General features: G+C 67.9%; 17 protein-coding genes. 9 read left to right on the forward strand and 8 right to left on the reverse strand.

Going from position 1 to position 22,359, the window contains the following annotated elements; genetic code table 11:
• Positions 1–44: 44 nt before the first annotated feature.
• From V9K99_RS01575 to V9K99_RS01605, 7 genes are all read right to left on the reverse strand, one after another.
• Entirely contained in the window at positions 45–1,349 is a 1,305-nt protein-coding gene (locus V9K99_RS01575) for a cytochrome P450 (RefSeq protein ID WP_337336383.1), read from the reverse strand.
• Between the two features lie 377 nt (positions 1,350–1,726).
• Positions 1,727–2,521 (reverse strand): DUF2785 domain-containing protein, encoded by a 795-nt coding sequence (locus V9K99_RS01580; protein WP_337002950.1) that lies wholly within the window; start codon positions 2,519–2,521, stop codon positions 1,727–1,729.
• A gap of 227 nt (positions 2,522–2,748) precedes the next feature.
• Positions 2,749–3,510: an ABC transporter permease gene (locus V9K99_RS01585; RefSeq protein WP_337002948.1), complete on the reverse strand. Its 762-nt coding sequence runs from the start codon at positions 3,508–3,510 to the stop codon at positions 2,749–2,751.
• A 1-nt stretch (position 3,511) separates the two neighbouring features.
• A complete protein-coding gene (locus tag V9K99_RS01590) occupies positions 3,512–4,510 on the reverse strand; it encodes an ABC transporter ATP-binding protein (protein ID WP_337002946.1) in 999 nt (332 codons plus the stop codon).
• 306 nt (positions 4,511–4,816) lie between these two features.
• Positions 4,817–6,016, reverse strand: coding sequence for a DUF4142 domain-containing protein (locus V9K99_RS01595; RefSeq protein WP_337002944.1), 1,200 nt, complete (start codon positions 6,014–6,016; stop codon positions 4,817–4,819).
• 109 nt (positions 6,017–6,125) lie between these two features.
• Positions 6,126–8,429, reverse strand: a complete 2,304-nt coding sequence (locus tag V9K99_RS01600) for a sodium-translocating pyrophosphatase (protein ID WP_337002942.1) — start codon at positions 8,427–8,429, stop codon at positions 6,126–6,128.
• A 249-nt stretch (positions 8,430–8,678) separates the two neighbouring features.
• Positions 8,679–9,038 carry an STAS domain-containing protein gene (locus tag V9K99_RS01605; RefSeq protein ID WP_439649119.1) on the reverse strand — a complete coding sequence of 120 codons (360 nt, stop codon included), beginning with the start codon at positions 9,036–9,038 and terminating at the stop codon, positions 8,679–8,681.
• Positions 9,039–9,199: 161 nt separating this feature from the next.
• Here V9K99_RS01605 and V9K99_RS01610 point away from each other — a divergent pair, with 161 nt between their 5' ends.
• The 9 genes from V9K99_RS01610 to V9K99_RS01650 all read left to right on the forward strand — a co-directional run bounded on the left by V9K99_RS01610 (position 9,200) and on the right by V9K99_RS01650 (position 19,921).
• Positions 9,200–11,509 carry a DEAD/DEAH box helicase gene (locus V9K99_RS01610; protein WP_337002940.1) on the forward strand — a complete coding sequence of 770 codons (2,310 nt, stop codon included), beginning with the start codon at positions 9,200–9,202 and terminating at the stop codon, positions 11,507–11,509.
• Between the two features lie 35 nt (positions 11,510–11,544).
• A complete protein-coding gene (locus tag V9K99_RS01615) occupies positions 11,545–11,931 on the forward strand; it encodes a hypothetical protein (protein ID WP_337002938.1) in 387 nt (128 codons plus the stop codon).
• Between the two features lie 415 nt (positions 11,932–12,346).
• Positions 12,347–13,114 (forward strand): hypothetical protein, encoded by a 768-nt coding sequence (locus V9K99_RS01620; RefSeq protein ID WP_337002936.1) that lies wholly within the window; start codon positions 12,347–12,349, stop codon positions 13,112–13,114.
• A 677-nt stretch (positions 13,115–13,791) separates the two neighbouring features.
• Positions 13,792–15,219 carry an extracellular solute-binding protein gene (locus V9K99_RS01625; protein WP_337002934.1) on the forward strand — a complete coding sequence of 476 codons (1,428 nt, stop codon included), beginning with the start codon at positions 13,792–13,794 and terminating at the stop codon, positions 15,217–15,219.
• A complete protein-coding gene (locus V9K99_RS01630) occupies positions 15,219–16,151 on the forward strand; it encodes a carbohydrate ABC transporter permease (RefSeq protein WP_337002932.1) in 933 nt (310 codons plus the stop codon). The genes V9K99_RS01625 and V9K99_RS01630 overlap by 1 nt, the downstream gene beginning before the upstream one ends.
• Before the next feature lie 121 nt (positions 16,152–16,272).
• Complete coding sequence (locus tag V9K99_RS01635) at positions 16,273–17,094, forward strand: carbohydrate ABC transporter permease (protein ID WP_337002930.1); 822 nt, start codon at positions 16,273–16,275, stop codon at positions 17,092–17,094.
• Positions 17,094–18,224 carry an ABC transporter ATP-binding protein gene (locus V9K99_RS01640; protein WP_337002928.1) on the forward strand — a complete coding sequence of 377 codons (1,131 nt, stop codon included), beginning with the start codon at positions 17,094–17,096 and terminating at the stop codon, positions 18,222–18,224. Before V9K99_RS01635 ends, V9K99_RS01640 begins: the two co-directional genes overlap by 1 nt.
• Positions 18,224–19,468, forward strand: coding sequence for a CehA/McbA family metallohydrolase (locus V9K99_RS01645; protein ID WP_337002926.1), 1,245 nt, complete (start codon positions 18,224–18,226; stop codon positions 19,466–19,468). Before V9K99_RS01640 ends, V9K99_RS01645 begins: the two co-directional genes overlap by 1 nt.
• Before the next feature lie 45 nt (positions 19,469–19,513).
• Entirely contained in the window at positions 19,514–19,921 is a 408-nt protein-coding gene (locus V9K99_RS01650) for an NYN domain-containing protein (protein WP_337002924.1), read from the forward strand.
• A 13-nt stretch (positions 19,922–19,934) separates the two neighbouring features.
• On the opposite strand, the gene V9K99_RS01655 is transcribed toward V9K99_RS01650, so the two are convergent.
• Positions 19,935–22,346, reverse strand: coding sequence for a hypothetical protein (locus V9K99_RS01655; protein ID WP_337002922.1), 2,412 nt, complete (start codon positions 22,344–22,346; stop codon positions 19,935–19,937).
• Between the last annotated feature and the right edge of the window lie 13 nt (positions 22,347–22,359).

The following is a 22,359-nucleotide window of genomic DNA, read 5'->3' on the forward strand; positions in this document are numbered from 1 at the left end:
AGCTGAAATCCACGACTCGACAACCTGCTGGGCTCCGCCAGACGTCAGCCGGCGGCTTGTTCGGCGGGGTTGGCGTGGAGTTGGACGGGGAGGGTTTCTACGCCGTACACGATCGAGAAGTCGCGGAAGCGGAGTTGCTCCTCTGGAACTGCGAGCGCCAGGTCGGGGAAGCGGTGGGCGAGGGCGGTGAAGGCTGCGCGGAGTTCCATCCGGGCGAGTTCGGCGCCGACGCAGCGGTGCATGCCGTGACCGAAGGCGAGGTGGGCGGCGGGGGCCGCGCGCTTCGGGTAGAAGTCCTCGGCGTCGAGGCCGAACACCTGCTTGTCCCGGTCGGCCCCGGACAGCGACACCGCGACCAGGTCGCCCTTCTTCACCTGCTGGCCGAACAGCTCCAGGTCGTGCCGCGCGAACCGCGGGAACGCGACCTGTACGACGGTCAGATACCGCAGCAACTCCTCGACGATGGCGTCGACCGCACCCGGCTCGTTCCGGATCCGCTCGAAGTTCTCCGGGTCGCGCAGCAGCACCAGCGTGCCGAGCGCGAGCATGCTCGCCGACGTCTCGTAGCCGCCCAGGAAGACCCCGTCGGCCAGCCCGCCCAGCTCGATGTCGTCGATGTCGTCACCCTGCTCGCGGATGATCGACCCGATCAGCCCGTCGCCGGGGTCCTTGCGCTGCTTGCGGACGATCTCGAACAGGAAGTCGCGCGACTCGCTCGCCGACCCGAACACCCCGATCCCGCCGCCGGACAAGTCGAACCGGGCCGGTCCGAGCGCCCTGAACCGGTCGCGGTCGGATTCCTCGACGCCGAGCAGGTCGGCGATCAGCAGGAACGGCACGTTGAAGGCGAAGTCGGCGACGATGTCGACGACCGGGCCCTTGGCCTCCATCAGGTCCAGCTGGTCGTTCACGATCTTCTCGATCGCCGGCTCCAGCCGGGCCAGCCGGCGTTTGGTGAACTCCGGCGTCAGCAGCTTGCGCAGCCTGGTGTGGTCCGGCGGATCGGTGAACCCCAGGCCGCCGATGCCCTCCGACGGCTTGTTCGGGTCCGAGCCGACCAGCGGCCGGATGTCGTTGCTGAAGTTCGCCGTGTCGGCGAGGACGGCCTTCGCCTCGGCATGCCCGCTCACCACCCACACGTTCAGCCCGAACAGATGGGCCAATTTGTGCACCGGCTCGACCTCGCGCACCTGCCCGAGCTCCGGGACCGGGTCCACTCCCTCCCGACGGAGCGGCATCGAAACCTGACGTGGGAACATCCGCATCTTCGACAAGTCAAGACCACCCTTGCGGGTGGTCCTGTTCAAGATCCGGCTGCCGACCCATTTCTTCAGGTATGTCGCAACCATGACTTCCACGCGCCCTCTCTGAACTGCTGTCCCCGACGGGCCAACTCGCCGACAAACTCAGCGTCAGCAGAAAAGCTAACGTCGCCCGGGACCAGATCCGATGGTGTTTGCACTACTGCGGTAGTGGCGTTGGCACCACCATGGGAGGGGGCCACGGCATTGCCAGCTCAGACGATCCCATGGACAAGGGTTCGGCTACCACCGGATACCACCTGTACCGCGCCCTGGACCACGGCACGCCGACCCTCGGGGACAGTTCAGGGAAACCCCATCCGAAAGTCGGATGCGCCGGTCATCCGATGTCCTGTTCGGTGGACCATGGCAACCATCCCGACGCATCGAGCAAGCGTAGCCTCACCGCTCCTCGGCCTCGTACGTCACAGGTAGTACGGCGTGACGATGCGGATGACCTCGATGAGTCTGGACTTCACCTGGTCGCGGTGCGGGATCTCGGTGAGCGTGGCGATGCCCGGTAGGCGGATGCCGTGGTCGACGAGGACGTAGAGGGCCCGGAGGGTGCGGATGGTGTTGGTGACCTCGGGGGTGATGCCTTCGACGGGTGGGTTCGACAGCGCGCGGATCGCGGGATCGAGCCACTCGACGACGTCCGTCTCGGTGAGGTCGGCGCGGGTGAGGGTCGCGGCCAGGGCGTAGCCGAGGCGGTCGTCCTCCATGTCGCGCAGGACGTACGACGTGGGCGTGAGCAGCCGGCCGATGCCGAGGCGGAGCATCTGCACCGGCTCGACCGCGGAATGCAGGCCGAGGGTGCCGAGCAGGTCGGCGCCGTGCGCCACCGCGTGCAGCCAGCCGAGTTTGGCGTCGTACCCGCGGAGATCCTCCTCGGCGACGTACCAGCGCTCGAACGGCGGCACCCAGCTCGCCTCGAAGACCCCGGCGGTGACGATCGAGTCGAGGATCAGCGGCGCGAACGTGCGGGCCGGGAGCTCCGGGTCGGCGAACCGGGGGATCATCTCGTTCCCGAGCTCGCGGAGCTGGTCGGTGGACAGGACACCGCGGCCGATCCAGGTGGCGAGCACGGCGTACGCGTGCGTGTCACGGACCAGCGGATCCGGTGAACGCAGCATGCCGGACAGCTCGGCGACGAGATCGGTGAGCGGACGATCAGTCGGGACGGCGTAGCCGTCGGCGCGCACCCGCGCCCAGTCGGTCATGCGCGGCAGGCTAAACGCTTTCCCACCCGACCCGCCAGCCCACCCCCGCTTCCGGAACGTGCACCCCAGGTACGACGACCAGCCCCGGCCAACGCCGGAACGGGGAACGGCCCGTGGTTCATCCGATCTCCCGGATGTTCCACGGGCCGAAGCGGCCAGGACCCCTCAGCCCGGCCGGGCCCCACGCCCCGGCCAGGGCCCCTCAACCACGGCCGGGGTGGATCGTGTCAGGCGTCGCGCCTGCTCGCGGTGAACAGGGCGATGATCAGCAGACCGGCACCCCAGGCGGCGAAGTAGGCCAGCGCCCACCAGGGCGACAGTGCGGTCAGGGGACCTGCGCCGTCAGCGCCGGCCGCCCCCATGTCCTGGCCGCCGTTGATGAACTGGTTCGCGTTCGCGAACGGCGCCCACTTCTGCAGGTCGTCGCCGATCTTCGGGATCAGCACCACCAGGTTCTCGAGCAGCAGCGGCCAGATGATCAGGATGGCGATCGCGCCCGCGCTCTGCCGGATCAGGATGCCGACCGCGATGGCGAAGATCGCGGCGATCCCGTAGACCAGGCCCTGACCGAAGATCAGTCGGTACTCGTTCGAGGTGTTGATCGCCATGTCCGAGTTGCTGCCGGCCAGCAGGTACCCGATCCCCCAGGAGCCGACCGAGGCGACCAGACCGACGACGGCGGCCAGCGTGGCGACCACGACGGTCTTGTTCAGCAGCAGTGCCGCGCGCTGCGGGACGGCCTGGAAGCTGGTCCGGATGGTGCCGAACCGGTACTCGGTGGTGACCGCCAGCGCGGCCATCACGATGATGACCATCTGGCCCAGGTTGACGCCGAACTGCGACATCGCCGGAGTCACGTCCGCGTCGTCGGGAGCCAGGCCGGTGAAGAGCGCGGCCAGGCCGATGGACAGCACGGCGGCGACGATCATGCACCACCACGGCGACCGGGTGGAGAAGAGCTTGATCCGCTCGACGGTGATCAGCGACATGTCAGTTGTCCTCCTTCGGACCCGAGACGACCTCGACGCCCGACGGCGGCTCGAGGTTCACGTCGCCGACATGGGCGAGCTCGTCGTGTGCGTGGTACTGGACCGAGTCGCCGGTCATCTGCATGAACGCCTGCTCCAGCGAACCGCGCTGCAGCGTCAGCTCGTGCAGCACGATGCCGTGCGCGGCGGCCGCCTCACCGATCTGGTCGGTGGTCAGGTCGCCCTCGACGAACAGCACCTTGCCCTGGTTCTCGATGTCCTCGATCCGGGTGACCAGCTGCTGTTGCTGCAGTACGCCGGCCAGCTGGTCGAGCTGTGGTGTCCGCACCTTGACCGTGGTCCCGCTGGCCCGGTCGACGAACTCCGTGGTGGAGCTCTGCGCGATCAGCTTGCCGCGGCCGATGACGATCAGTTCCTCGGCGGTCTGGGCCATCTCGGACAGCAGGTGGCTGGAGACCAGCACGGTCCGGCCCTCGTCGGCCAGCCGGTGCATGAAGTTCCGGATCCAGAGGATGCCCTCGGGGTCGAGGCCGTTGACCGGCTCGTCGAACAGCAGGATCTCCGGGTCCCCGAGCAGGGCGCCGGCGATACCGAGCCGCTGCGACATACCCAGCGAGTAGGCACCGGCCCGCTTGTTCGCGACCGAGGTCAGGCCGACCATCTCCAGCGCCTTGTCGACACTCGACTTGGGCAGCTTGTTGGACGCGGCCATCCAGGCCAGGTGGGACCGCGCGGAGCGGTTCGGGTGCACCCACTTGGCGTCCAGCAGCGCACCGATCTTGGTCAGTGGCTGGCGCAGGTCGCGGTAGTGCTGGCCGTCGATCCGGACGTCGCCGGAGGTCGGCGTGTCCAGGCCGAGGATCATCCGCATGGTGGTGGACTTGCCGGCCCCGTTCGGGCCGAGGAAGCCGGTCACCTTGCCGGGCTTCACCTCGAAAGACAGGTTGTCAACGGCAACGGTTGCGCCGTATCGCTTGGTGAGGCCTAGTGCCTCGATCATCGCCGTACTCCTCGTTCGGTGGCGCGCCATTGGTCGTGGCGGGCTGTGTCACATTCAGTATCGAGGGCTGACCGGTCCAGATCATCGGACCCGGGGCGGATCCGGTGTGTCCACCCGTGGGTTGATTCTGCCGCCCGGTCCGACCGCACTGCCATCGGTTAAAGCCCTGACCACGACCCCGACGATCCCCTATCCAGGCAGGAGTCCACATCAGCCGAAAGTCGACGTACGCCGGTACTTCGGGATACGCGCCGTACGAACGCCGGGAAATTGGCAGTCACGACCAAATGGCGGCCACTGGAGGTTTCAATCCACCGGTACGCCGTAGAGCACCAGGTTATGGGTGTAGCGGCGGGCCACGTGGTCGTACGTGCCGGTGCAGGTGACCAGCGCCAACCGCGGCTTCACGGCACCGTGGAAAAGATCGGCGGGCAAGCTTTCCTGCCGGTAGATCCGGCGAGCCACGATGCGGTACCGGTGCACTTCGCCGTCCCCGGCGGTCACCGTGACTTTGGCGCCGATCTGCACTTCCGACAGCGCGGCGAACACCGCGCGCCCGTACCGGGCGGAGTCCACGTGGCCGGCCAGCAGCACGGTGCCACCGGCCGAGCCCGGCGCCGCACCCGCCGCCCACCAACCCACGTCGGCCGGCGACTTCGGCATCTGCAGCCGGCTGTCGCCGCCGGTCGCGACCGGCATCACCGGCGCGTCCACGAGGCCGGGCAGCGCCAGCCGGACCGGCGGAACTGCGGCTTCCCGTTCGGCGGCTGAACGGCCGGCTTCCGGAACCTTTCCGGTATCGCCGGGCTGCCCGCCGACCACCAGGACGACCCCCATTCCCAGCGCCGCGACGCCGAGCAGGCGCCGCCGTATCCGGATCTGCTTGCCGGCGAGGAGGAGCACTCCTAGGCCGAACACGACCAGCCCTGTCTTCGAGCGCGTCCGCTGGGCGTCGGCCACCTGGCCGCCGTAGCCAGTGGGCACTGTCGGAGGGACGGACGTGAAGCGACAGCGACCTTCCACCATGCGCAGGTGCATCTGGATCACCGGCTTGGCGCCGTTGGCCACTGACTCGACGGCCGGCGCACTGCCTTTCACCAGATCGCTCCCGATCAGCGTCAGGTAATCCCGGTGCTCCTGGCGCTGCAACACCAGCCAGGCGGCGTCGTACCCGGACGTCCCGGCTTTGGCCGCGAGGGCGTCGAGCCGCTGACGCTGTGCCTGCGAAGGGATCGTGACCAGCCCGATGCCGAGTCGGCCGGCGAGCTCGAGCTCCTGCGCGGCGAGCCTGCGGTGATCACGTTCCATCAGGGCGCCGACGCGCCGCACGCACGAAGTCCGGCCCTGGGTCTTGGCCGCCTGGCCGGCCTGGATGATCGTCAGATTGATCTGGTGGGCAGCGTTGAGGTAGTCGACATCCGGTTGTGTCGTCGTCGCGTCGGCCGGCTGCACCGCTGCCAGCATCCCCGCCACGACAAGAAGCAAGAACGCCGGCAGCCGAGGCACTCTGACCTCCCTCGAGCGTCATTTCTCGTACAACGAGAGTAAAGGGGTATCCGAGCATGCGAAACGGCCCGCCGGAGAACCGGCGGGCCGTTTCTGCTGCTTGCCTGGATCAGGCGGCGGTGTTGACCTCGGCCGGAGTTTCGGAGATGACCGACTCCCGGCGCTTGGAGACGATCACGGCCGCGGTCAGGATCGCGACCGCCACGAGGGCGATACCGATCCGCAGCGGGGTGTTCGTGTCCTCGCCGATCGACGACATGCCGACGACGGCCGGAGCGATCAGCACCGAGACCAGGTTCATCACCTTGATCAGCGGGTTGATGGCCGGACCGGCGGTGTCCTTGAACGGGTCGCCGACGGTGTCACCGATGACGGTGGCCTCATGCGCGGGCGAACCCTTGCCGCCGTGGTTGCCGTCCTCGACCAGCTTCTTGGCGTTGTCCCAGGCACCACCGGAGTTGGCCAGGAAGACCGCCATCAGGGTGCCGGACGCGATCGCGCCGGCCAGGTAACCGGCCAGCGCCGAGGCACCGAGGCCGAAGCCGACGGCGATCGGCGCGGTGATCGCGAGCAGACCCGGGGTGGCCAGCTCACGCAGCGAGTCGCGGGTGCAGATGTCGACGACCTTGCCGTACTCCGGCTTGCCGGTGCCCTCCATGATCCCGGGGATGTCGCGGAACTGGCGACGTACCTCGTAGACGACCGCACCGGCGGCGCGGCCGACGGCGTTGATCGCGAGACCGGAGAACATGAACACGACGGCGGCACCGATGATGATGCCGACCAGGGTGGCCGGGTCGAAGACGAGCGCGTCCGCGTTGAACGCCCGGTCGCCGGCTTCGTCCAGCACCGAGTAGATCGAGTCCGTGTAGGAGCCGAACAGCGCGGTCGCGGCCAGTACGGCGGTCGCGATCGCGATGCCCTTGGTGATCGCCTTGGTGGTGTTGCCGACGGCGTCCAGCTCGGTCAGGATCTGGGCCGCCTCGCCGTCCACGTCACCGGACATCTCGGCGATGCCCTGGGCGTTGTCGGAGACCGGGCCGAAGGTGTCCATCGCGACGATGACGCCGACGGTGGTGAGCAGACCACAACCGGCCAGCGCGATCGCGAACAGCGCGACGACGCCGGAGCCGCCGACCAGGAAGGCGCCGTACACGGCGGCCGCGATCACCAGCGCGGTGTAGACGGCGGACTCGAAGCCGACCGAGATACCGGACAGGATGACCGTCGCGGCGCCGGTCAGCGAGGTCTTGCCGACGTCCTTGACCGGCTTGTCCTCGGTGCCGGTGAAGTACCCGGTGAGGGCCAGGATGACGGCGGCCAGCACGATGCCGATGAGCACCGACACGGTCGCGATCAGCCGCGGGTCGCCGTCGTGGGCGGCGATCGCCTCGGTGGCGCCGGTCAGGTCCCCGAAGCTGCTCGGGAGGTAGACGAACGCGGCCACCGTACAGAGCACCGCGGAGATGACCGCGGAGATGTAGAACGCCCGGTTGATCGTCCGCAGGCCGTTCTCACCGGTGCGCGGGCGGGTCAGGAAGACGCCGATGACCGCGGTGACGGCGCCGATGGCCGGCACGATCAGCGGGAAGATCAGGCCCTGCTCGCCGAAGGCGGCCTTGCCCAGGATCAGCGATGCCACCAGCATCACGGCGTACGACTCGAACAGGTCGGCCGCCATACCGGCACAGTCACCCACGTTGTCACCGACGTTGTCGGCGATGGTGGCCGCGTTGCGCGGGTCGTCCTCGGGGATGTTCTGCTCGACCTTGCCGACCAGGTCGGCACCGACATCGGCGGCCTTGGTGAAGATACCGCCGCCGACACGCATGAACATGGCGAGCATGGCGGCACCGAAACCGAAGCCCTCGAGCACGGTCGGGGCGTCACCCTTGAACAGCAGCACGACCAGCGCGGCGCCGAACAGGCCGAAGCCCACGGTCGCCATGCCGACGGTGCCGCCGGTCCGGAACGCCACCCGCATCGCGGGGTCGCGGCCCTCGTCCCGGGCCGCCGCGGCGACCCGGACGTTGGCGCGTGTCGCGAGCCACATGCCCAGGTAGCCGATCAGGGCGGAGAAGCCCGCACCGATCAGGAAGAAGACGGACCGGAAGATCTTCAGCGTGGTCTCGTTGTCGCCGTCACTGTGCGCGGGCAGCAGGAACAGCAACAGGAACGCGACCACGGCGAAGATCGACAGCGTGCGGAACTGCCGGTTCAGGTAGGCCGATGCGCCTTCCTGGACCGCCGCAGCGATCGTCTTCATGTTCTCGGTGCCATCGTTCGCGGCAAGCACCTGGCCCCGGAAGACCATCGCAATGGCGACCGCGAGGATCGCGATCACTCCGACGACGATCACCAGTGTGGTGTTGCTCGACGAAAGATCCACCGCTTGTGCAAGCAGCGCGGACATCCGTCCTCCTTGTAGGCAACCCCTCAGGACTTGACGGCCCCCGTTTGCCGCAACCGAAGGGTTGGGGAAATACGACACAGCGCCAATGACTGGCGCGGTGGGTCACTCTAACGGGTATCCGACCAGACCTGACGACAGGGTGGTCTACGCCATACCCGCAGCTTCAGGCAAGGACCTCCATTCCATTGCTCCCCCCGTCCCACCGCCCCGGTCACCCTTCGTAGCAACGCGGATACCTTTTCGCTTGGCTCAGATCGCCGACGCGACATCCGGGTGGATGTCGAAGACCTTGGTCAGGCCGGTGATCCGGAAGATCTTCAGCAGCCGTTCCTGGGTGCAGACCAGGGACAGGGATCCGTCGTGGGTGCGCACCCGTTTCAGTCCGCCGACGAGAACGCCGAGGCCGGTGGAGTCCAGGAACTCCACGCGTTCCAGGTCGATCACCAGGTGATGGACACCCTCGTCGACGAGCGCGGCGATCTTCTCGCGGAGCTTCGGTGCGGTGTAGACGTCGATCTCCCCCGCCACCTCGATGACGGTACGCCCGCCCTCGGCGCGCGCGTTGAGCGACAGATCCACTTCGGCCTCCGATCCCGTGAACTGCTGCATTCAACCATGTACGGACCGTGAGAAGGGCCGTTGCCGAAAACTCTTTCATCTCGTTACACCGAAGTCGATCTCCGTCCCGAAAAAGCCCGGTGCATCCGCACCTGCAACTGCCTCGTGCACGGATTCAGGCACTGTCCGAGACCGGCACTAGGCTCACTGTCATGCGTGCAGGTGGTGAGGCGGCGGCTGTGCTGAAGCGCCTTGCCGTGGGCCGGGACGACCGGCTCACCCATGTCGAGTCCGTGCCGGCCCGGCCCGGGCAAACCTGTGCCTGGCCTCGCTGGGTGCCCGCCGAGGTGCTCGGTCAACTAGCGGACGCCGGCATCACCGCGCCCTGGACTCATCAGGTGGCGACGGCGGAAGCGGCGTACGCCGGGAAGCACGTGGTGGTCGCGACCGGGACCGCATCGGGCAAGTCGCTCGGCTACCTGCTGCCCGCCTTTGCCACGTTGAGCATCGCGCAGGCAGCCTCGCCCAATCGCCGGACCGCCTCTGTTCTGTACTTGTCTCCCACGAAGGCCCTCGCGCATGACCAGCTCCGCGCGGTCTCGTCGTACACAGTGCCCGGTCTACGGGCGACGACGCTGGACGGCGACTCGGAGCGGACCGAACGCGACTGGGCTCGCGACCATGCGACGTACGTGCTGAGCAACCCGGACATGCTGCACCGCTCTGTCCTGCCGAACCACCAGCGCTGGGCGCGCTTCCTGGGCTGTCTGCAGTACGTCGTGGTCGACGAGTGTCATCACTATCGCGGTGTGTTCGGCGCGCATGTGGCCGGCGTACTGAGGCGGCTGCGCCGGGTCTGTGCGCAATACGGCGCCCATCCGATCTTCGTCTGCGCATCCGCGACAGTGGCCGAGCCGGCCGTGTCCGGTGAACGGCTGACCGGCCTGCCGATGGTGGAGGTGGTCGACGACGGCTCTCCACGTGGCGGTATCTCGTTCGGTCTGTGGGAGCCGCCGATGACCTCACTGCGCGGCGAGAACGGAGCTCCGGTACGACGCTCTGCCACAGCCGAGGTGGCCGACCTGCTGACCGACCTGGTGGTGACCGGGGTCAGGACGGTGGCCTTCGTCCGGTCGAGGCGTGGAGCCGAGACAGTCGCCATGACCGCGCGGGAGAACCTTGCCGAGGTGGATCCGGGGTTGATCGACCAGGTGTCGGCGTACCGGGCGGGCTACCTGCCAGAAGAGCGCCGACGGCTCGAGAGCATGTTGCAGAGCGGTGAGCTGACCGGAGTCGCCGCGACGAACGCGCTGGAGCTGGGCATCGACATCGCCGGCCTGGACGCCGTACTGCTGTCTGGCTGGCCTGGCACCCGCGCGTCACTCTGGCAGCAGGCCGGACGGGCTGGCCGCGCCGGTGGAGACGCACTGGCCTTGCTGGTCGCGCGTGACGACCCACTGGATACCTATCTAGTCCGCCACCCTGCCGCGATCTTCGGACGCCCTGTCGAGGCGACGGTGTTCAACCCAGAGAACCCGTATGTGCTGGGTCCTCAGCTCTGCGCTGCCGCCCAAGAGCTCCCACTGACCGCCGCCGACTACGAGATCTTCGGCAGTACGACGCCAGCCGTCATCGCGCAGCTCGTGCGGCAGGGCCTCCTGCGGGAGCGACCGCATGGATGGTTCTGGACGCGGCGGGAGCGGGCCGTGGACGCCATCGACATCCGCTCGGCCGGCGGCAAGACAGTGCAGATCGTGGAGGACCAGACTGGTCGGCTGCTCGGCACGGTCGACGGCGGCTCGGCTCACTCGTCGGTCCACGAGGGCGCCGTCTACGTGCACGCCGGTGAGTCCTACCTGGTCAAGACCCTCGACCTCGAGGGGTACGCCGCTGTCGTGGAGCCGGCCGCTCCCGACTACACCACCTTCGCCCGGGACGTGACGGAGATCAGCATCCTTGCGAACGAGGAGACCTGCTCCTGGGGTACGGCGGAGTTGTCGCGCGGCTGGGTCCAGGTGACGAGCCAGGTGATCTCGTTCCAGCGCAAGCTCATCACGACTGGCGACGTACTGGATGAGCAGCCGCTCGACCTGCCCGAGCGGACACTGCGGACCAAGGCGGTCTGGTGGACCATGCCTGACTCCGCGGTCGCTGCACTCGGGCTGTCCGACGTACCAGGTGCCGCGCACGCGGCCGAGCACGCGTCGATCGGCCTGCTGCCGCTGTTCGCGACCTGCGACCGCTGGGACATCGGCGGCGTCTCGACCGCCCGGCACGCCGACACCGGCTGCCTCACCGTCTTCGTGTACGACGGCCACCCGGGCGGGGCCGGTTTCGCGGAACACGGCTACGCCGAGGCGCGCGAGTGGTTGACCGCGACACGTGAGGCGATTGCACACTGTGAGTGCACGGACGGATGCCCGTCCTGCGTACAGTCGCCGAAGTGTGGGAACCAGAACAACCCACTCGACAAGAGCGGCGCGGTCGCGCTGCTCACCGCTTTACTCAGCAGTGAGGCCTGAAGAGCCAGCCCCGGCTGGCGGAGAGGCAGCTCGCCATGGCCGTCCTCGGAATCGTTCTGATCGTTCTCGCCGTCCTGTTCGGCCTCGGAGTCTCGGTGTCGTCGGCCGCGTCCACCACCATGGAGGTCTTCGGCGTCGACTTCGGCGTCTCGGTACCGACCGTGTTCATCCTCGGCGCGCTGGCCGGGGTCGCGCTGATGTCCGGCCTCTGGCTGACGAAGAAGGGGCTCGGCCGCGGCTACCGCCGGCGCAAGGAGATGCGCGAACTGCGCGCACAGGCTGCGACGACCGACACCACGCCCGCTACCGAGAGTGACGTGGACACGAAGGCGCCGGACACCCAAGAGCTCACCTCGGAGGAGCGCCTGGCGCTCGATCGGCACACCGCCACCGATCCCACCGACCACAAACAGCCCCACTGAGCACACTGTTGCCCAGGGCATCAACTAGCTCACGGATACTCCCGCGTTCGCAGAGATTGCTGTAACATCTCGATCAGCGCTCAGCCGCCGCTCAGCGACAGCACGACGGTTCTGCAGGGCGATTTCGATGCCCTACGCAACGACTTTGCGCTGGCAGTTAGTTGCCATTGGCATCAAGTTCCACCGTCTTGCCATAACCACCCGCCAGCCTCCTGTGCCTTACTGGTTGTGGCGTCAACGTCGCGTTGAGTCACTATCGGCCTTCCGGGCCACACCGCCTCCTCACGGGGGATCGACCCGCAGCTCACCCTTCGCGCAAGGGGTGTCGTCGCGGTTCCCGGGGCCGGATCCGGCTCACGCGGTCGCGGTCCCGACGACCTGACGCCGCGAGATGGCACGACCTCTGGAGGTTGTCTTGATCATCCGTAAGTTGTTGAGCCGTACCGGCGTGACGGTTCTCGCCGTCAGCGTCGCTCTGGCCACCGCCGTACCGGCGCAGGCCGCGAACCTGGAACCGGCCCGGTCGGCACCTCCGGGCGTCGAGGTCGGCGTGGCGAAGCAGATCGCCACCCGCTCCGACACGCGGTACTGCCTCACCTTCGTCGCGGCCGCCAAGGTCCCGATGGCGGTCATGATGGCCTGCGCGCCGGGCAAGGAGGGCAAGACCCAGGAGTGGATCTACACCGACTCCGGCCAGCTGCAGGTCGCGATGAGCAAGAGCGTCGGTGGCGCCCTTGCCAAGACCGGCGCCTGCCTGGACAGCGGTGCGGACCTGGCCAAGGTTCCGGCCAACGCCCCACTGCTGGTACTGCCCTGCCGGACCGGTGACGGGCAGAAGTGGAGCTACGACGAGAGCGCGGGCACGTTCGTGAACGCCGCCAGCGGTCTCGCCCTGACGTCCCTGCTCGGCAAGGGGAAGGCCAAGCAGGCACAGCCGACCGGCAGCATGTCCGCGTCCGGCTCACCGATCCAGGGCTGGAGCGCGTTGCCGCTGCCGGGCCTGGACATCCTGGGTGCGGTACTGGCACTCGTGAACGCGCTGCTGGCTTCCCTGGGCCTGGCCCTGCCGCTGCCGGTCGCGAACGCCGCATCCAGTCTGCTCGAGCTGGTTCGGCCGAAGGCACCGGTCCCGGCTCAGATGTCGGTACTGCCGAAGCAGATGATGCAGCTCGCCCAACGCTGATCTCCAAGGAGGATCCTCAGCCAGACAGAGGACAGCCGGCCCCGACGATGTCGGGGCCGGCTGTTTTCTCACTCCTTCGGTGATCGACACTCCTTCAGTTGTGTTTTCTGGTGATCCTCTTCGGTTCGGAACCGGTGCTCGGGGTTCGACTTCCGGATCCCCGCTGCTTGCGCGTCAGCGGGAGTCTCGCGTCGCTGTCACCGTCCGCCCGTCTCGTCCGCGGCCGTCACCAGTCGACCCCGCCTGTCACCACCAGCAGTGGTGGTGGCAGTGCCAGAACAGGTCGTCGAGAAGGCAAGCCAGTCCGTGCAACAGCATGTCTTTCACCTCCGATCCACTGAACCGATCGGCATGGACGCTACAACCTGTTGTCACGTTCTGTATCTAGTCAGATACCGGTTGCCACAGAACCTTGAGGACACTTTAACCGTCCCGCAATGCGCCCCGCCTGAGCCGGATTTGACGCCGCCCCTGGATCACCGATAACCGGCCATCACCCGTCGTACCGGGGTTTCCCGCCCGATCGGTTGCCGGCAGCCACCATGCGGTTGCCGACGGCATCCGGGCAATGATTGACAACGTTTTCCCGGGAGTTGGGTAAAAGTCTTCACATAGTCGCCGAGGAGTGCCAATGTTTGACCGGCACTCGCTGCACCGACCTCGCAAGGAGACCCCTGATGCGATCAATCACGCGGTTGTCCACCACCGCCGCGCTCGGCGCCGTGGCCCTCGCGCTGCTCACCGGCTGCCTCGGCTCGTCCGACGCCGGCAGCGGCGACCAGGACGCGAACCGCAACGCCGACGCCAAGAAGGTGGAGCTGACCATCGGCTCGAACTCGGTCAAAGGCGGCAAGAACAGCGCGGGCGCGACGTTCACCGAGGACGTGCTGATCCCGAAGTTCGTCGCGGAGCAGAAGGGCAAGGGCGTCGACGTCACGGTCAAGTTCCAGGGTGACGGCTCCGACGACGAGGTCTACAAGCAGAAGCTGTCGCTGGACCTGCAGAACAAGTCCGGCCCGGACCTGTTCAGCATCGACGGCATCTGGGTCGGCGAGTTCGCCCAGGCCGGCTACATCAAGCCGCTGACCGACACCGTCGGCGACGCGAGCAAGGTGGACGACTGGGACGGCTGGAAGCAGATCCCGGAGTCGGTGCAGCAGCTCGGCAGCTTCGAGGGCAAGCGGTACGGCGTCCCGGGTGGCACCGACGGCCGGGTGCTCTACTTCAACAAGAAGCTGTTCCAGCAGGCCGGGCTGCCGGCCGACTGGCAGCCGAAGTCGTGGGACGACATCATCTCGGCCGGCCAGGCGCTGAAGAAGCTGCCCGGCGTTACCCCGATCCAGATCAACGCCGGTACGGCGATGGGCGAGGCGACCACGATGCAGGGCGTGCTGCCGCTCCTGGTGGGCACCGGCACGACCGTCTACCCCGACGGCAAGTGGCTGGGCGACACCCCGAAGCTGCGCCAGGTGCTCGACTTCTACCACCAGATCTACACGACCGGCCTCGGTGACCCGGTGCTGCAGCGCGAGGCGAAGGGCCGGGACAAGTCGTTCGCCCAGTTCGCCGCGAACAAGATCGGCATCCTGCTCGAGGGCGACTACTTCTGGCGCAGCGTGGTCGAGCCGAAGGAGGGCGTGGCCAAGATGGCCGACCGCGACACCGCCGTCGGCTACGCGCTGATCCCGGCCGCCAGGCCGGGCGGCGGGGTCAACGGCCAGGACTTCGTCTCGATGTCCGGTGGCGGCGCGACCGTGATCAACCCGAACACCAAGTTCCCGCAGCAGGCGTGGGAGCTGATGCAGTTCATGAACTCCGCCGGCATGGTGAAGGAGTCCCTGAACGGCGCGGCCAAGATCACCCAGCGCACCGACGTCAACAGCGAGGTGCTGGCCGGTGACCCGATGCTGAACTTCGTCGCCACCAAGGTCCTGCCGATCACGCAGTACCGGCCCGGCCTGGCGGAGTACCCGAAGATCTCGGCCGCGCTGCAGCAGGCGACCGCGGACGTGGTCGGCGGCAAGACCACCGATGCCGCTGCGAGGGCCTACCAGAAGGCCGTCGAGGCGGCGGCCGGCAGCAAGGACAAGGTCGCCGGCAACTGATGACCACCGCTTCCACACCTGCACCGGCGCGGCCTTCCGGGCCGGCCGGGCGGCGTGGTCCGGCGAGCGATGTCGCGGGGCTCGGTGTCGGCCGGGCCCTCGGCTTCGTCGCGCCGGCCCTGCTGCTGATCGGCGCGTTCCTGGTCTTCCCGGCGCTCTGGACGATCTACATCGGCGTCACCAACTACCGGCTCACCGGTGTCGAGGCGGTGTCGCCGTCGATCGTCGGCCTGTCCAACTACACGGCGGCGCTGAACGACGCGCTCTTCCACAACGCCCTGTGGCTGACGCTGCTGTTCGTCCTCGGCTCCGCGATCATCGGCCAGAACATCCTCGGCTTCACGTTGGCCTGGGTGATGCGTCGTACGCGTCCCGGCGTCCGTCGTACCGTCGAAGGATTCGTGCTGCTGGCCTGGATCCTGCCCTCGACGGTGGTCGCGTACCTGTGGGTCGCGTTCTTCGACCGCGACGGCGGCACGCTGAACAGCATCCTCGGTACGCCGGGGACCGCCTGGCTGATCGACTACCCGATGGCCTGCCTGGTCGTGTTCAACACTTGGCGCGGTACGGCGTTCTCGATGATGCTCTACTCCTCCGCGCTGCAGGCGGTCCCACCGTCGCAGCTGGAGTCGGCCCGGATGGTCGGGGCATCGGGGTGGCAGACGCTGCGTGATGTGGTGTTCCCGCACATCCGGGGCCACGTGCTCACCAACACGTTGCTGATCTCGCTGTGGACGGCGAACGACTTCTCGCCGTTCCTGCTCACCAAGGGCGGGCCGAACCACGAGTCAGAGACGGTCCCGGTCTACATCTACAACGTCGCGTTGCAGGGCGGTGAGCTCGGCTACTCCTCGGCCATCTCGTTCCTGCTGCTGATCGCGAACCTGCTGGTCTCGCTGATCTACCTCCGACTCTTGAGGAGGCGCTCGTGAGGACTGTGCTTTTGGCCGGGCCTTCGGCGCCGGCGGGGTCATGGGGCTTTGACTCCCGGCCTTCCCTCGTCGCTCCAGTCGCTTCGCTCCCTCCACTCCTCAGTCCAGGCCGGGAGGCCCAATGACGCCGGCTTTCGCCGTACGGCGGATTGGCTTCTGCGTACTGATCTGCGCGATCACGCTGTTCTTCGCCGTACCCATGCTGTGGATCGCGTCGGCGCCGTTCGACGCGTCACCCGGCCTCGGCGTGCACTGGCCGGACTGGACGCTCGACAACGTCCGCAAGACGCTCGACCATCCGTACGCGATGCACTCGATGGTGAACTCGCTGATCATCTGTGTGACCACCGCGGTGGCCGTGACCGCGTTCGCGGCGCTGGCCAGCTACGCGTTGTCGCGGGTCCGGATCCCCGGCCGGGACGCGTTGCTGTACGGACTGTTGCTGCTGTCATCGGTCGTCACCGGGACGGCGGCGATGGTGCCGATCTTCGTGATGATGTTCCAGCTCGGCCTGATCGACTCGCGGTTCGGGGTCGCGCTGGTGATGACCGGCGGGCTGTTGCCAGCGGCAATCTTCATCCTGAAGGACTTCGTCGACGCGGTGCCGAAGTCGTACGAGGAGTCGGCCCGCGTCTTCGGCGCGTCCACCGGTCAGATCCTGCGCGACGTCGTACTGCCGGTGGCACGACCCGGCCTGGCCACCATCATGGTCTGGGCGTTCGTGAACTCCTGGGGCAACTTCCTGGTGCCCTTCCTGCTCATCCGGTCGATCGACAAGCAGCCCGGCGCGGTGCTGTTGCAGACCTTCACCGACGAGGGCGGCAGCGCCAACCTCTCGGTGATCCCGGTCTTCTCGCTGCTGTTCTCGATCCCGGTCGTCGTGCTGTACCTGCTGGTGAACTCGCGCTACGGGTTCCGCTTCCACGGAGGGATCAAGAGCTGATGGCGGGCATCGACATCGAGGGCCTCGCGACTGTCTACCCGAACGGCGTCCGCGCCGTCGACGGTCTCGACCTGCATGTGGAGGACGGTGAGTTCTTCGCCTTGCTCGGCCCGTCCGGGTGCGGCAAGACCACGCTGCTGCGGACGATCGCGGGCCTGGAACAGGCGACCGAGGGGACGGTCCGGATCGACGCCGCGGACGTGACCCGCACCGAGCCCGGCAAGCGTGGGGTGGCGATGGTCTTCCAGGACTACGCCCTGTTCCCGCACATGAACGTGGCCGAGAACATCACCTACCCGCTGAAGGTACGACGGGTTGCCATGGCCACCCGTACGGCGACAGCGGAGCGGACTGCTGCTGAGCTGTCGCTGCAGGGACTCCTGGAGCGCAAGCCCGGTCAACTGTCTGGTGGACAGCAGCAGCGGGTAGCACTCGCCCGGGCGATCGCCTCTGAAGGCAAGGTGCTACTGCTGGACGAGCCGCTGTCCAACCTGGACGCACGGCTGCGCCTGGAAGCGCGGACGTTCCTGAAGAAGCTGCAGCGGGACCTGGGCATCACCACCGTCTTCGTGACCCACGACCAGGCCGAGGCTCTGGCCCTGGCGGACCGCATCGCTGTCATGGAGGCCGGCAAACTCCGCCAGCTCGGCAGCCCGCGCGAGGTCTTCGCCCGACCCGTCAACACCTTCGTCGCCAACTTCATCGGCTCCACGCCGATGAACCTCCTTCCGGGCACGGTCGTCCCCGGCCCGGGCTCCAATGGTTCCCAGCCGGACTCCGGACCGCTCGGCGCTGTCGCGGTCGCGGGCGGCTCATTGCCTGCAGCAACCGGTTCGGCCCCGGCCGGTGCCGAGGTGACGGTCGGGATTCGGCCGGAGTACCTCACTCTCACGACCGGCGACGTCACCGGACCATCCCTCCGCGGGCAGGTCGTGGTGGCGGAGAACCTCGGCACCCAGTCGCTGGTGAGCGTCGACTGCGCCGGCACCTTGATCGGCGTGACCGTGCCCGAGGAGGACGAGCCGGAGCCTGGTACGCCGGTCGTGCTCACGGCACCGGCGTCGCGGGTTCTCCTGTACGACAAGGAGTCCGGCGACCTCCTCGCCCGCCAACCGGCCACAGTCGGCTGATGGCAGTCACGTCGTACCGCCGGCGCTGGACCCTCGACGACCGCGCCGAGTCGGTCTGGCACTCGCTACCGGTGGAGATCCCGGCCGGCTGTCCTGGCCTGCTCGTCACTCTGACCATCCCGCCGGTCGAGGGTGCCGTCATCGATATCGGGTGCGAGGGAGCGGCAGGGTGGCGTGGGTGGTCCGGTGGCGCGCGCCGTACGTTCGCCATCACTCCGACTGCGGCGACACCCGGGTACGTCGCCGGTGAGCTCGAGTCGGGTACCTGGTGGGTCGTACTCGGCCTGCACCGGCTGCCCGTCGATGGGGTCGAGCTCATCGTCGAGGCAGTCACTGGTCCGGTGGAGGTTGTGCCCGGTCTGGCGGAGTACGCCGACGCTACTGCTGCTATCGCCGTACCGCCTCGTCCTCCGCGCCGTACTCTGCCTGCGGCTCCTGGGCTGAAGTGGGTGGCTGGTGACTTCCATGCGCACTCACTGCACTCCGACGGCTCCACACCGGTCGCCAACCTCGCAGCACTCGGTGTCGCGGCCGGGCTGGACGTGCTGGCGGTCACGGACCACAACACGATCGCCCATCACGCTGAACTGCCTTCGGTTGGGAAGAAGTACGGCATCGGGCTGATCCCCGGCCAAGAGGTGACGACCGAGTCCGGGCACGCGAACGCCTTCGGTGGGATCGGCGTGATCGACTTCCGCCAACCTGCTGCCACCTGGGTCACTGAGGTGGCGCAGCGAGGCGGATTGTTGTCGATCAATCACCCACTCGGCGGCGACTGCTCGTGGCGTCAACCACTACCGGTACACCCACCACTCGCCGAGGTCTGGAACTCGTCCTGGGTCCTCCACACGTGGGGCGGCCCCATCGCCTGGTGGCAAGCCTGGGGCCTCGACAGCACACCCATCGGCGGCAGCGACTGGCACAACCCGACCTCACTCGCCCCGATCGGTTCCCCGACCACGTGGGTAGCCGTCGACGCCGCGGCCGAAGGCCCCGACGAACTCCCAACCGCGGCCTTCGACGCCCTGGCCGCCGGCCGCACCGCGATCTCCACCTCCTACACCGCCCCCATCCTCGTCCGCACCGGCGACGAACTCATCGCCCTGGACGCGCCCAACACCCTGGTCATCTCCCCCGACGGCACCCGCCACCCCATCCGCACCCCCAAGGTCCACCTCCCCGCCACTCCGGGCCCCCACTACCTGATAACCCACACCGGCCAGTTCCTCTCGCTCTGCGCTTGACCCACCGTTGGGCTGCTGCGAGTGGGATAAGGGCAGACTGGGGGCATGACGACCGGGCGAGCGCAAGTGATCGTGGTGGATGCTGCGAACGTGGTCGGGTCGCGGCCGGACGGGTGGTGGCGTGACCGCGCCGGCGCCGCCCGCAAGTTGCTGCTGAAACTCGCGTCCCTGCAAGAACGCCTGCAGGAAACGGACGTGGTGGTCATCCTCGAAGGCGCCGCACGCGCGGCAGTGTCCGGCCCTGACGCCCCAGAAGTCGGCACGCTCCGCGTAGTCCTTGCCGACGGCTCCGGCGACGACACCATCACCGCAGTCACCGCCGAAACAGCCGCCCGCGCCGACAACCCATCCATCACCGTCGTCACCGCCGACCGCGGCCTACGCCAACGCATCGAAGCCACCGGCGCAACCGCTGTAGGCCCTCGCTGGCTGCTGGACCAATTGCCTCAGTAACAGGCAGCTCCTGTCAGGGCCACCAGCGGTGGATGTCGGCGGCGGCTTTCAGGTAGTGGTCCATCGCTTCGGGGCCGCCGAGATCGCGGGCCGCGCTGGCGAGCGGCGGTGAGCCGGTGGGCGGGGCGATCGCGTTGTAGCTGGCCAGCGCTTGGCGGATCAGCGCGATGACCGTGGTGGGATCCGCTCCGCGTCTGTGGGCACGTTGTGCGCGAACGAGACTCTCCCGCGCCCGGTTGTCTCGGCCCCATCCCTCGGGAATCCGGACTCCTGCGAACTTTGCGGTCGCGGCGGGTGCCTTCTCCACTGTGTGGCGTCTGCGGTTTCGGTGCCGCAGTGTCAGCTGTTCCTTCAGCAGCGCCACTCGCCGCTCCGACGGGAGGCGTCGGGCGATGCCGGTCAGATCGCTGCCAGCCTCTCGCGCGGCTGCGAGCGCCTCTTCCAGTACGCCGACCCGTCGTTCAGCGGGCAGTTGGTCGGAGAGGACCTTCAGCACCGCGGCACGCTGGTGAGCTCGTCCTTTCCCCGTGACGGCACGAGCCATGGCCAGCCCTGCCTCCAGCGCCGTACCGGTGAGGTTGTTTGCACGGTAGTAGAGAACCCGGGCGAGATACCCGCGGCGGCCGGTGGCCTGGACGCCCTCCAACACCTCGATCATCAAGTCCTCGGGCAGGGCCGGTGCCAGATCGTCGAGGACGGAGCCGTTGAAATAGTTCTCGGAGCTGATGTCGTCCCGCCGGATGTCCAGCGCGCTGGACAAGGCCGCCCGCCGTTCCGCTCCGGTCAGCAGCTCGGCCGCCTCCAGCAGGAGGCTGAATCGGCGGTCGTCGTCCTTCACGGCGTGCGCCGCGCGTACCGCCTCGGCCAGCGGCGGTCCTTGCCGATCGATGGGAAGCAGGCCGGCAACCTCGGTCAGCAGATAGGCGCGATCGTCATCGTCGGTGATGCTTCGCGCGGCCGTCAGGGCGTCGTCCAGCACCGCCTCCCGATCGGTCGCCGGCAGCCGATCGGCAAGGAGGCTGAGGGTCTGTGCCCGGTCGAACGACTCGGAGATCGCGTGCGCCGAGGTCAGTGCCTCGATCAGCGTCGCCGTCTCGGTCCCCGGTGGGAGTTGCTCGGCAATGACGATCAGCGTCTGGGCTCTGTCGAACGGGTCGCTGATACCGCGCGCCACACTCAAAGCATCCGCGAGGAGCGGAGCACGGTCCTCGGCAGGCAGCTCCACCGCCACGTCGACCAAGAGATCGGCATGACCCTCGGCGTCTTGCTCACCGCCTGCCGCCTCGGTGATGGCAGCCGAACGCTCCTCGATGGGCAGGAGCGGGATCAGGCCGGTCCAGCGCCAACGCCGTACCGGAAATTCTGGGTCCGTCGGTGGACCTATCTGACGGATCGCGTCGCGGGCCTCGAGACACACTGCGGCGGCGGCGTCCGCAGGGAGTTGTGGCAGAAGAGCAGTCAGAACTTGGGCGCGGTACTCGGGTTCGGAGATCTCTCGTGCGGCGGGAAGCGCCGCGACCGCCAACTCGGCCGGCAGCCGCGGTGCGAGGTTCCTCAAGGCGATCGTGCGGTTGACGTCCGACGGGAGTGCCGCCGCCATCGTCAGAGCCCGGTGCAGAAGCCCAACCGGCAGGTGCGACGACAACGCCGTCAACGCTCCCGTCCTGATGTATCCGGCCTCTTCGTCCTCGATCCCGGACAGCATCGCGGGCCAGTCCTCGGGCGAGAGCATCGGCGCCACCTCGTCCACCAGCGGATCGCGGCCACTGGCCCGGATGCCGTTGTCGGCCTCGATCAGGGCGTCTGCCATCGCTCGGCGCACCACGTCGCGCTTCTGTCCTTCAGGCACGTACGGCAGCAGCGAGAGGAGGGTGCGGCAGCGATCTTTGGCCGTGTCATTCCGGCACGCGTTGGAGACGGCTCGAGTTACCTCCCAGAGCCCGCTTTCGGCCAGCATCACCGCGAGTTCGTCGCTGACGGGCTCGCCTGCGGCTTCGGCGCAGTACTTCATCACCGTGTACCGCAACTCGAGCCCGAGCGCTGAGGGCGCGCGCCCCGCCGCGAGGTCGGCGTCGGTGGCCGCCCGTGCCAGTTGGTGCGCGGCTTCGAGATCCTGAAGGTACCCGGCGACATCACCAAGGCGATGGTGTACGTCGAACCATACGTTCACCACACCGTGACGCCCCGGCCCTGCGGGCTGCTCGCAAGCCAGCAGCCGGTGCAGGTCCTCATCACGACCGGCCGTGACCAGACACCCCACCAGCTCGCGAAGCCCTTCCGTCGAGTCGGTGGCCAGCAGCAGCGGCAGGCCGGCTGTCAGCCCACCCCATCGGAGCAGGCAGCCATCAGCGCGCTCACTTGCGCTTCTCTTCGCGCGGAGCAACTCGAAGGCGCGATGCGATCGCTTGTGCCACTCGCTGGTCATCGCGGCAGCATGA

The organism is Kribbella sp. CCNWLW201 (genome assembly GCF_037203805.1).
In the GTDB taxonomy this organism is placed as follows: Bacteria; Actinomycetota; Actinomycetes; order Propionibacteriales; family Kribbellaceae; genus Kribbella.

Excerpts from the sequence above, each read along its gene's own strand:
- V9K99_RS01635 (WP_337002930.1), top strand. The coding sequence starts at position 16,273 with ATGACGCCGGCTTTCGCCGTACGGCGGATTGGCTTCTGCGTACTGATC.
- V9K99_RS01600 (WP_337002942.1), bottom strand. The coding sequence starts at position 8,429 with ATGTCCGCGCTGCTTGCACAAGCGGTGGATCTTTCGTCGAGCAACACC.
- V9K99_RS01610 (WP_337002940.1), top strand. The coding sequence starts at position 9,200 with ATGCGTGCAGGTGGTGAGGCGGCGGCTGTGCTGAAGCGCCTTGCCGTG.
- V9K99_RS01580 (WP_337002950.1), bottom strand. The coding sequence starts at position 2,521 with ATGACCGACTGGGCGCGGGTGCGCGCCGACGGCTACGCCGTCCCGACT.
- V9K99_RS01625 (WP_337002934.1), top strand. The coding sequence starts at position 13,792 with ATGCGATCAATCACGCGGTTGTCCACCACCGCCGCGCTCGGCGCCGTG.
- V9K99_RS01575 (WP_337336383.1), bottom strand. The coding sequence starts at position 1,349 with ATGGTTGCGACATACCTGAAGAAATGGGTCGGCAGCCGGATCTTGAAC.
- V9K99_RS01645 (WP_337002926.1), top strand. The coding sequence starts at position 18,224 with ATGGCAGTCACGTCGTACCGCCGGCGCTGGACCCTCGACGACCGCGCC.
- V9K99_RS01640 (WP_337002928.1), top strand. The coding sequence starts at position 17,094 with ATGGCGGGCATCGACATCGAGGGCCTCGCGACTGTCTACCCGAACGGC.
- V9K99_RS01630 (WP_337002932.1), top strand. The coding sequence starts at position 15,219 with ATGACCACCGCTTCCACACCTGCACCGGCGCGGCCTTCCGGGCCGGCC.
- V9K99_RS01605 (WP_439649119.1), bottom strand. The coding sequence starts at position 9,038 with ATGCAGCAGTTCACGGGATCGGAGGCCGAAGTGGATCTGTCGCTCAAC.
- V9K99_RS01650 (WP_337002924.1), top strand. The coding sequence starts at position 19,514 with ATGACGACCGGGCGAGCGCAAGTGATCGTGGTGGATGCTGCGAACGTG.
- V9K99_RS01615 (WP_337002938.1), top strand. The coding sequence starts at position 11,545 with ATGGCCGTCCTCGGAATCGTTCTGATCGTTCTCGCCGTCCTGTTCGGC.
- V9K99_RS01585 (WP_337002948.1), bottom strand. The coding sequence starts at position 3,510 with ATGTCGCTGATCACCGTCGAGCGGATCAAGCTCTTCTCCACCCGGTCG.
- V9K99_RS01655 (WP_337002922.1), bottom strand. The coding sequence starts at position 22,346 with ATGACCAGCGAGTGGCACAAGCGATCGCATCGCGCCTTCGAGTTGCTC.
- V9K99_RS01590 (WP_337002946.1), bottom strand. The coding sequence starts at position 4,510 with ATGATCGAGGCACTAGGCCTCACCAAGCGATACGGCGCAACCGTTGCC.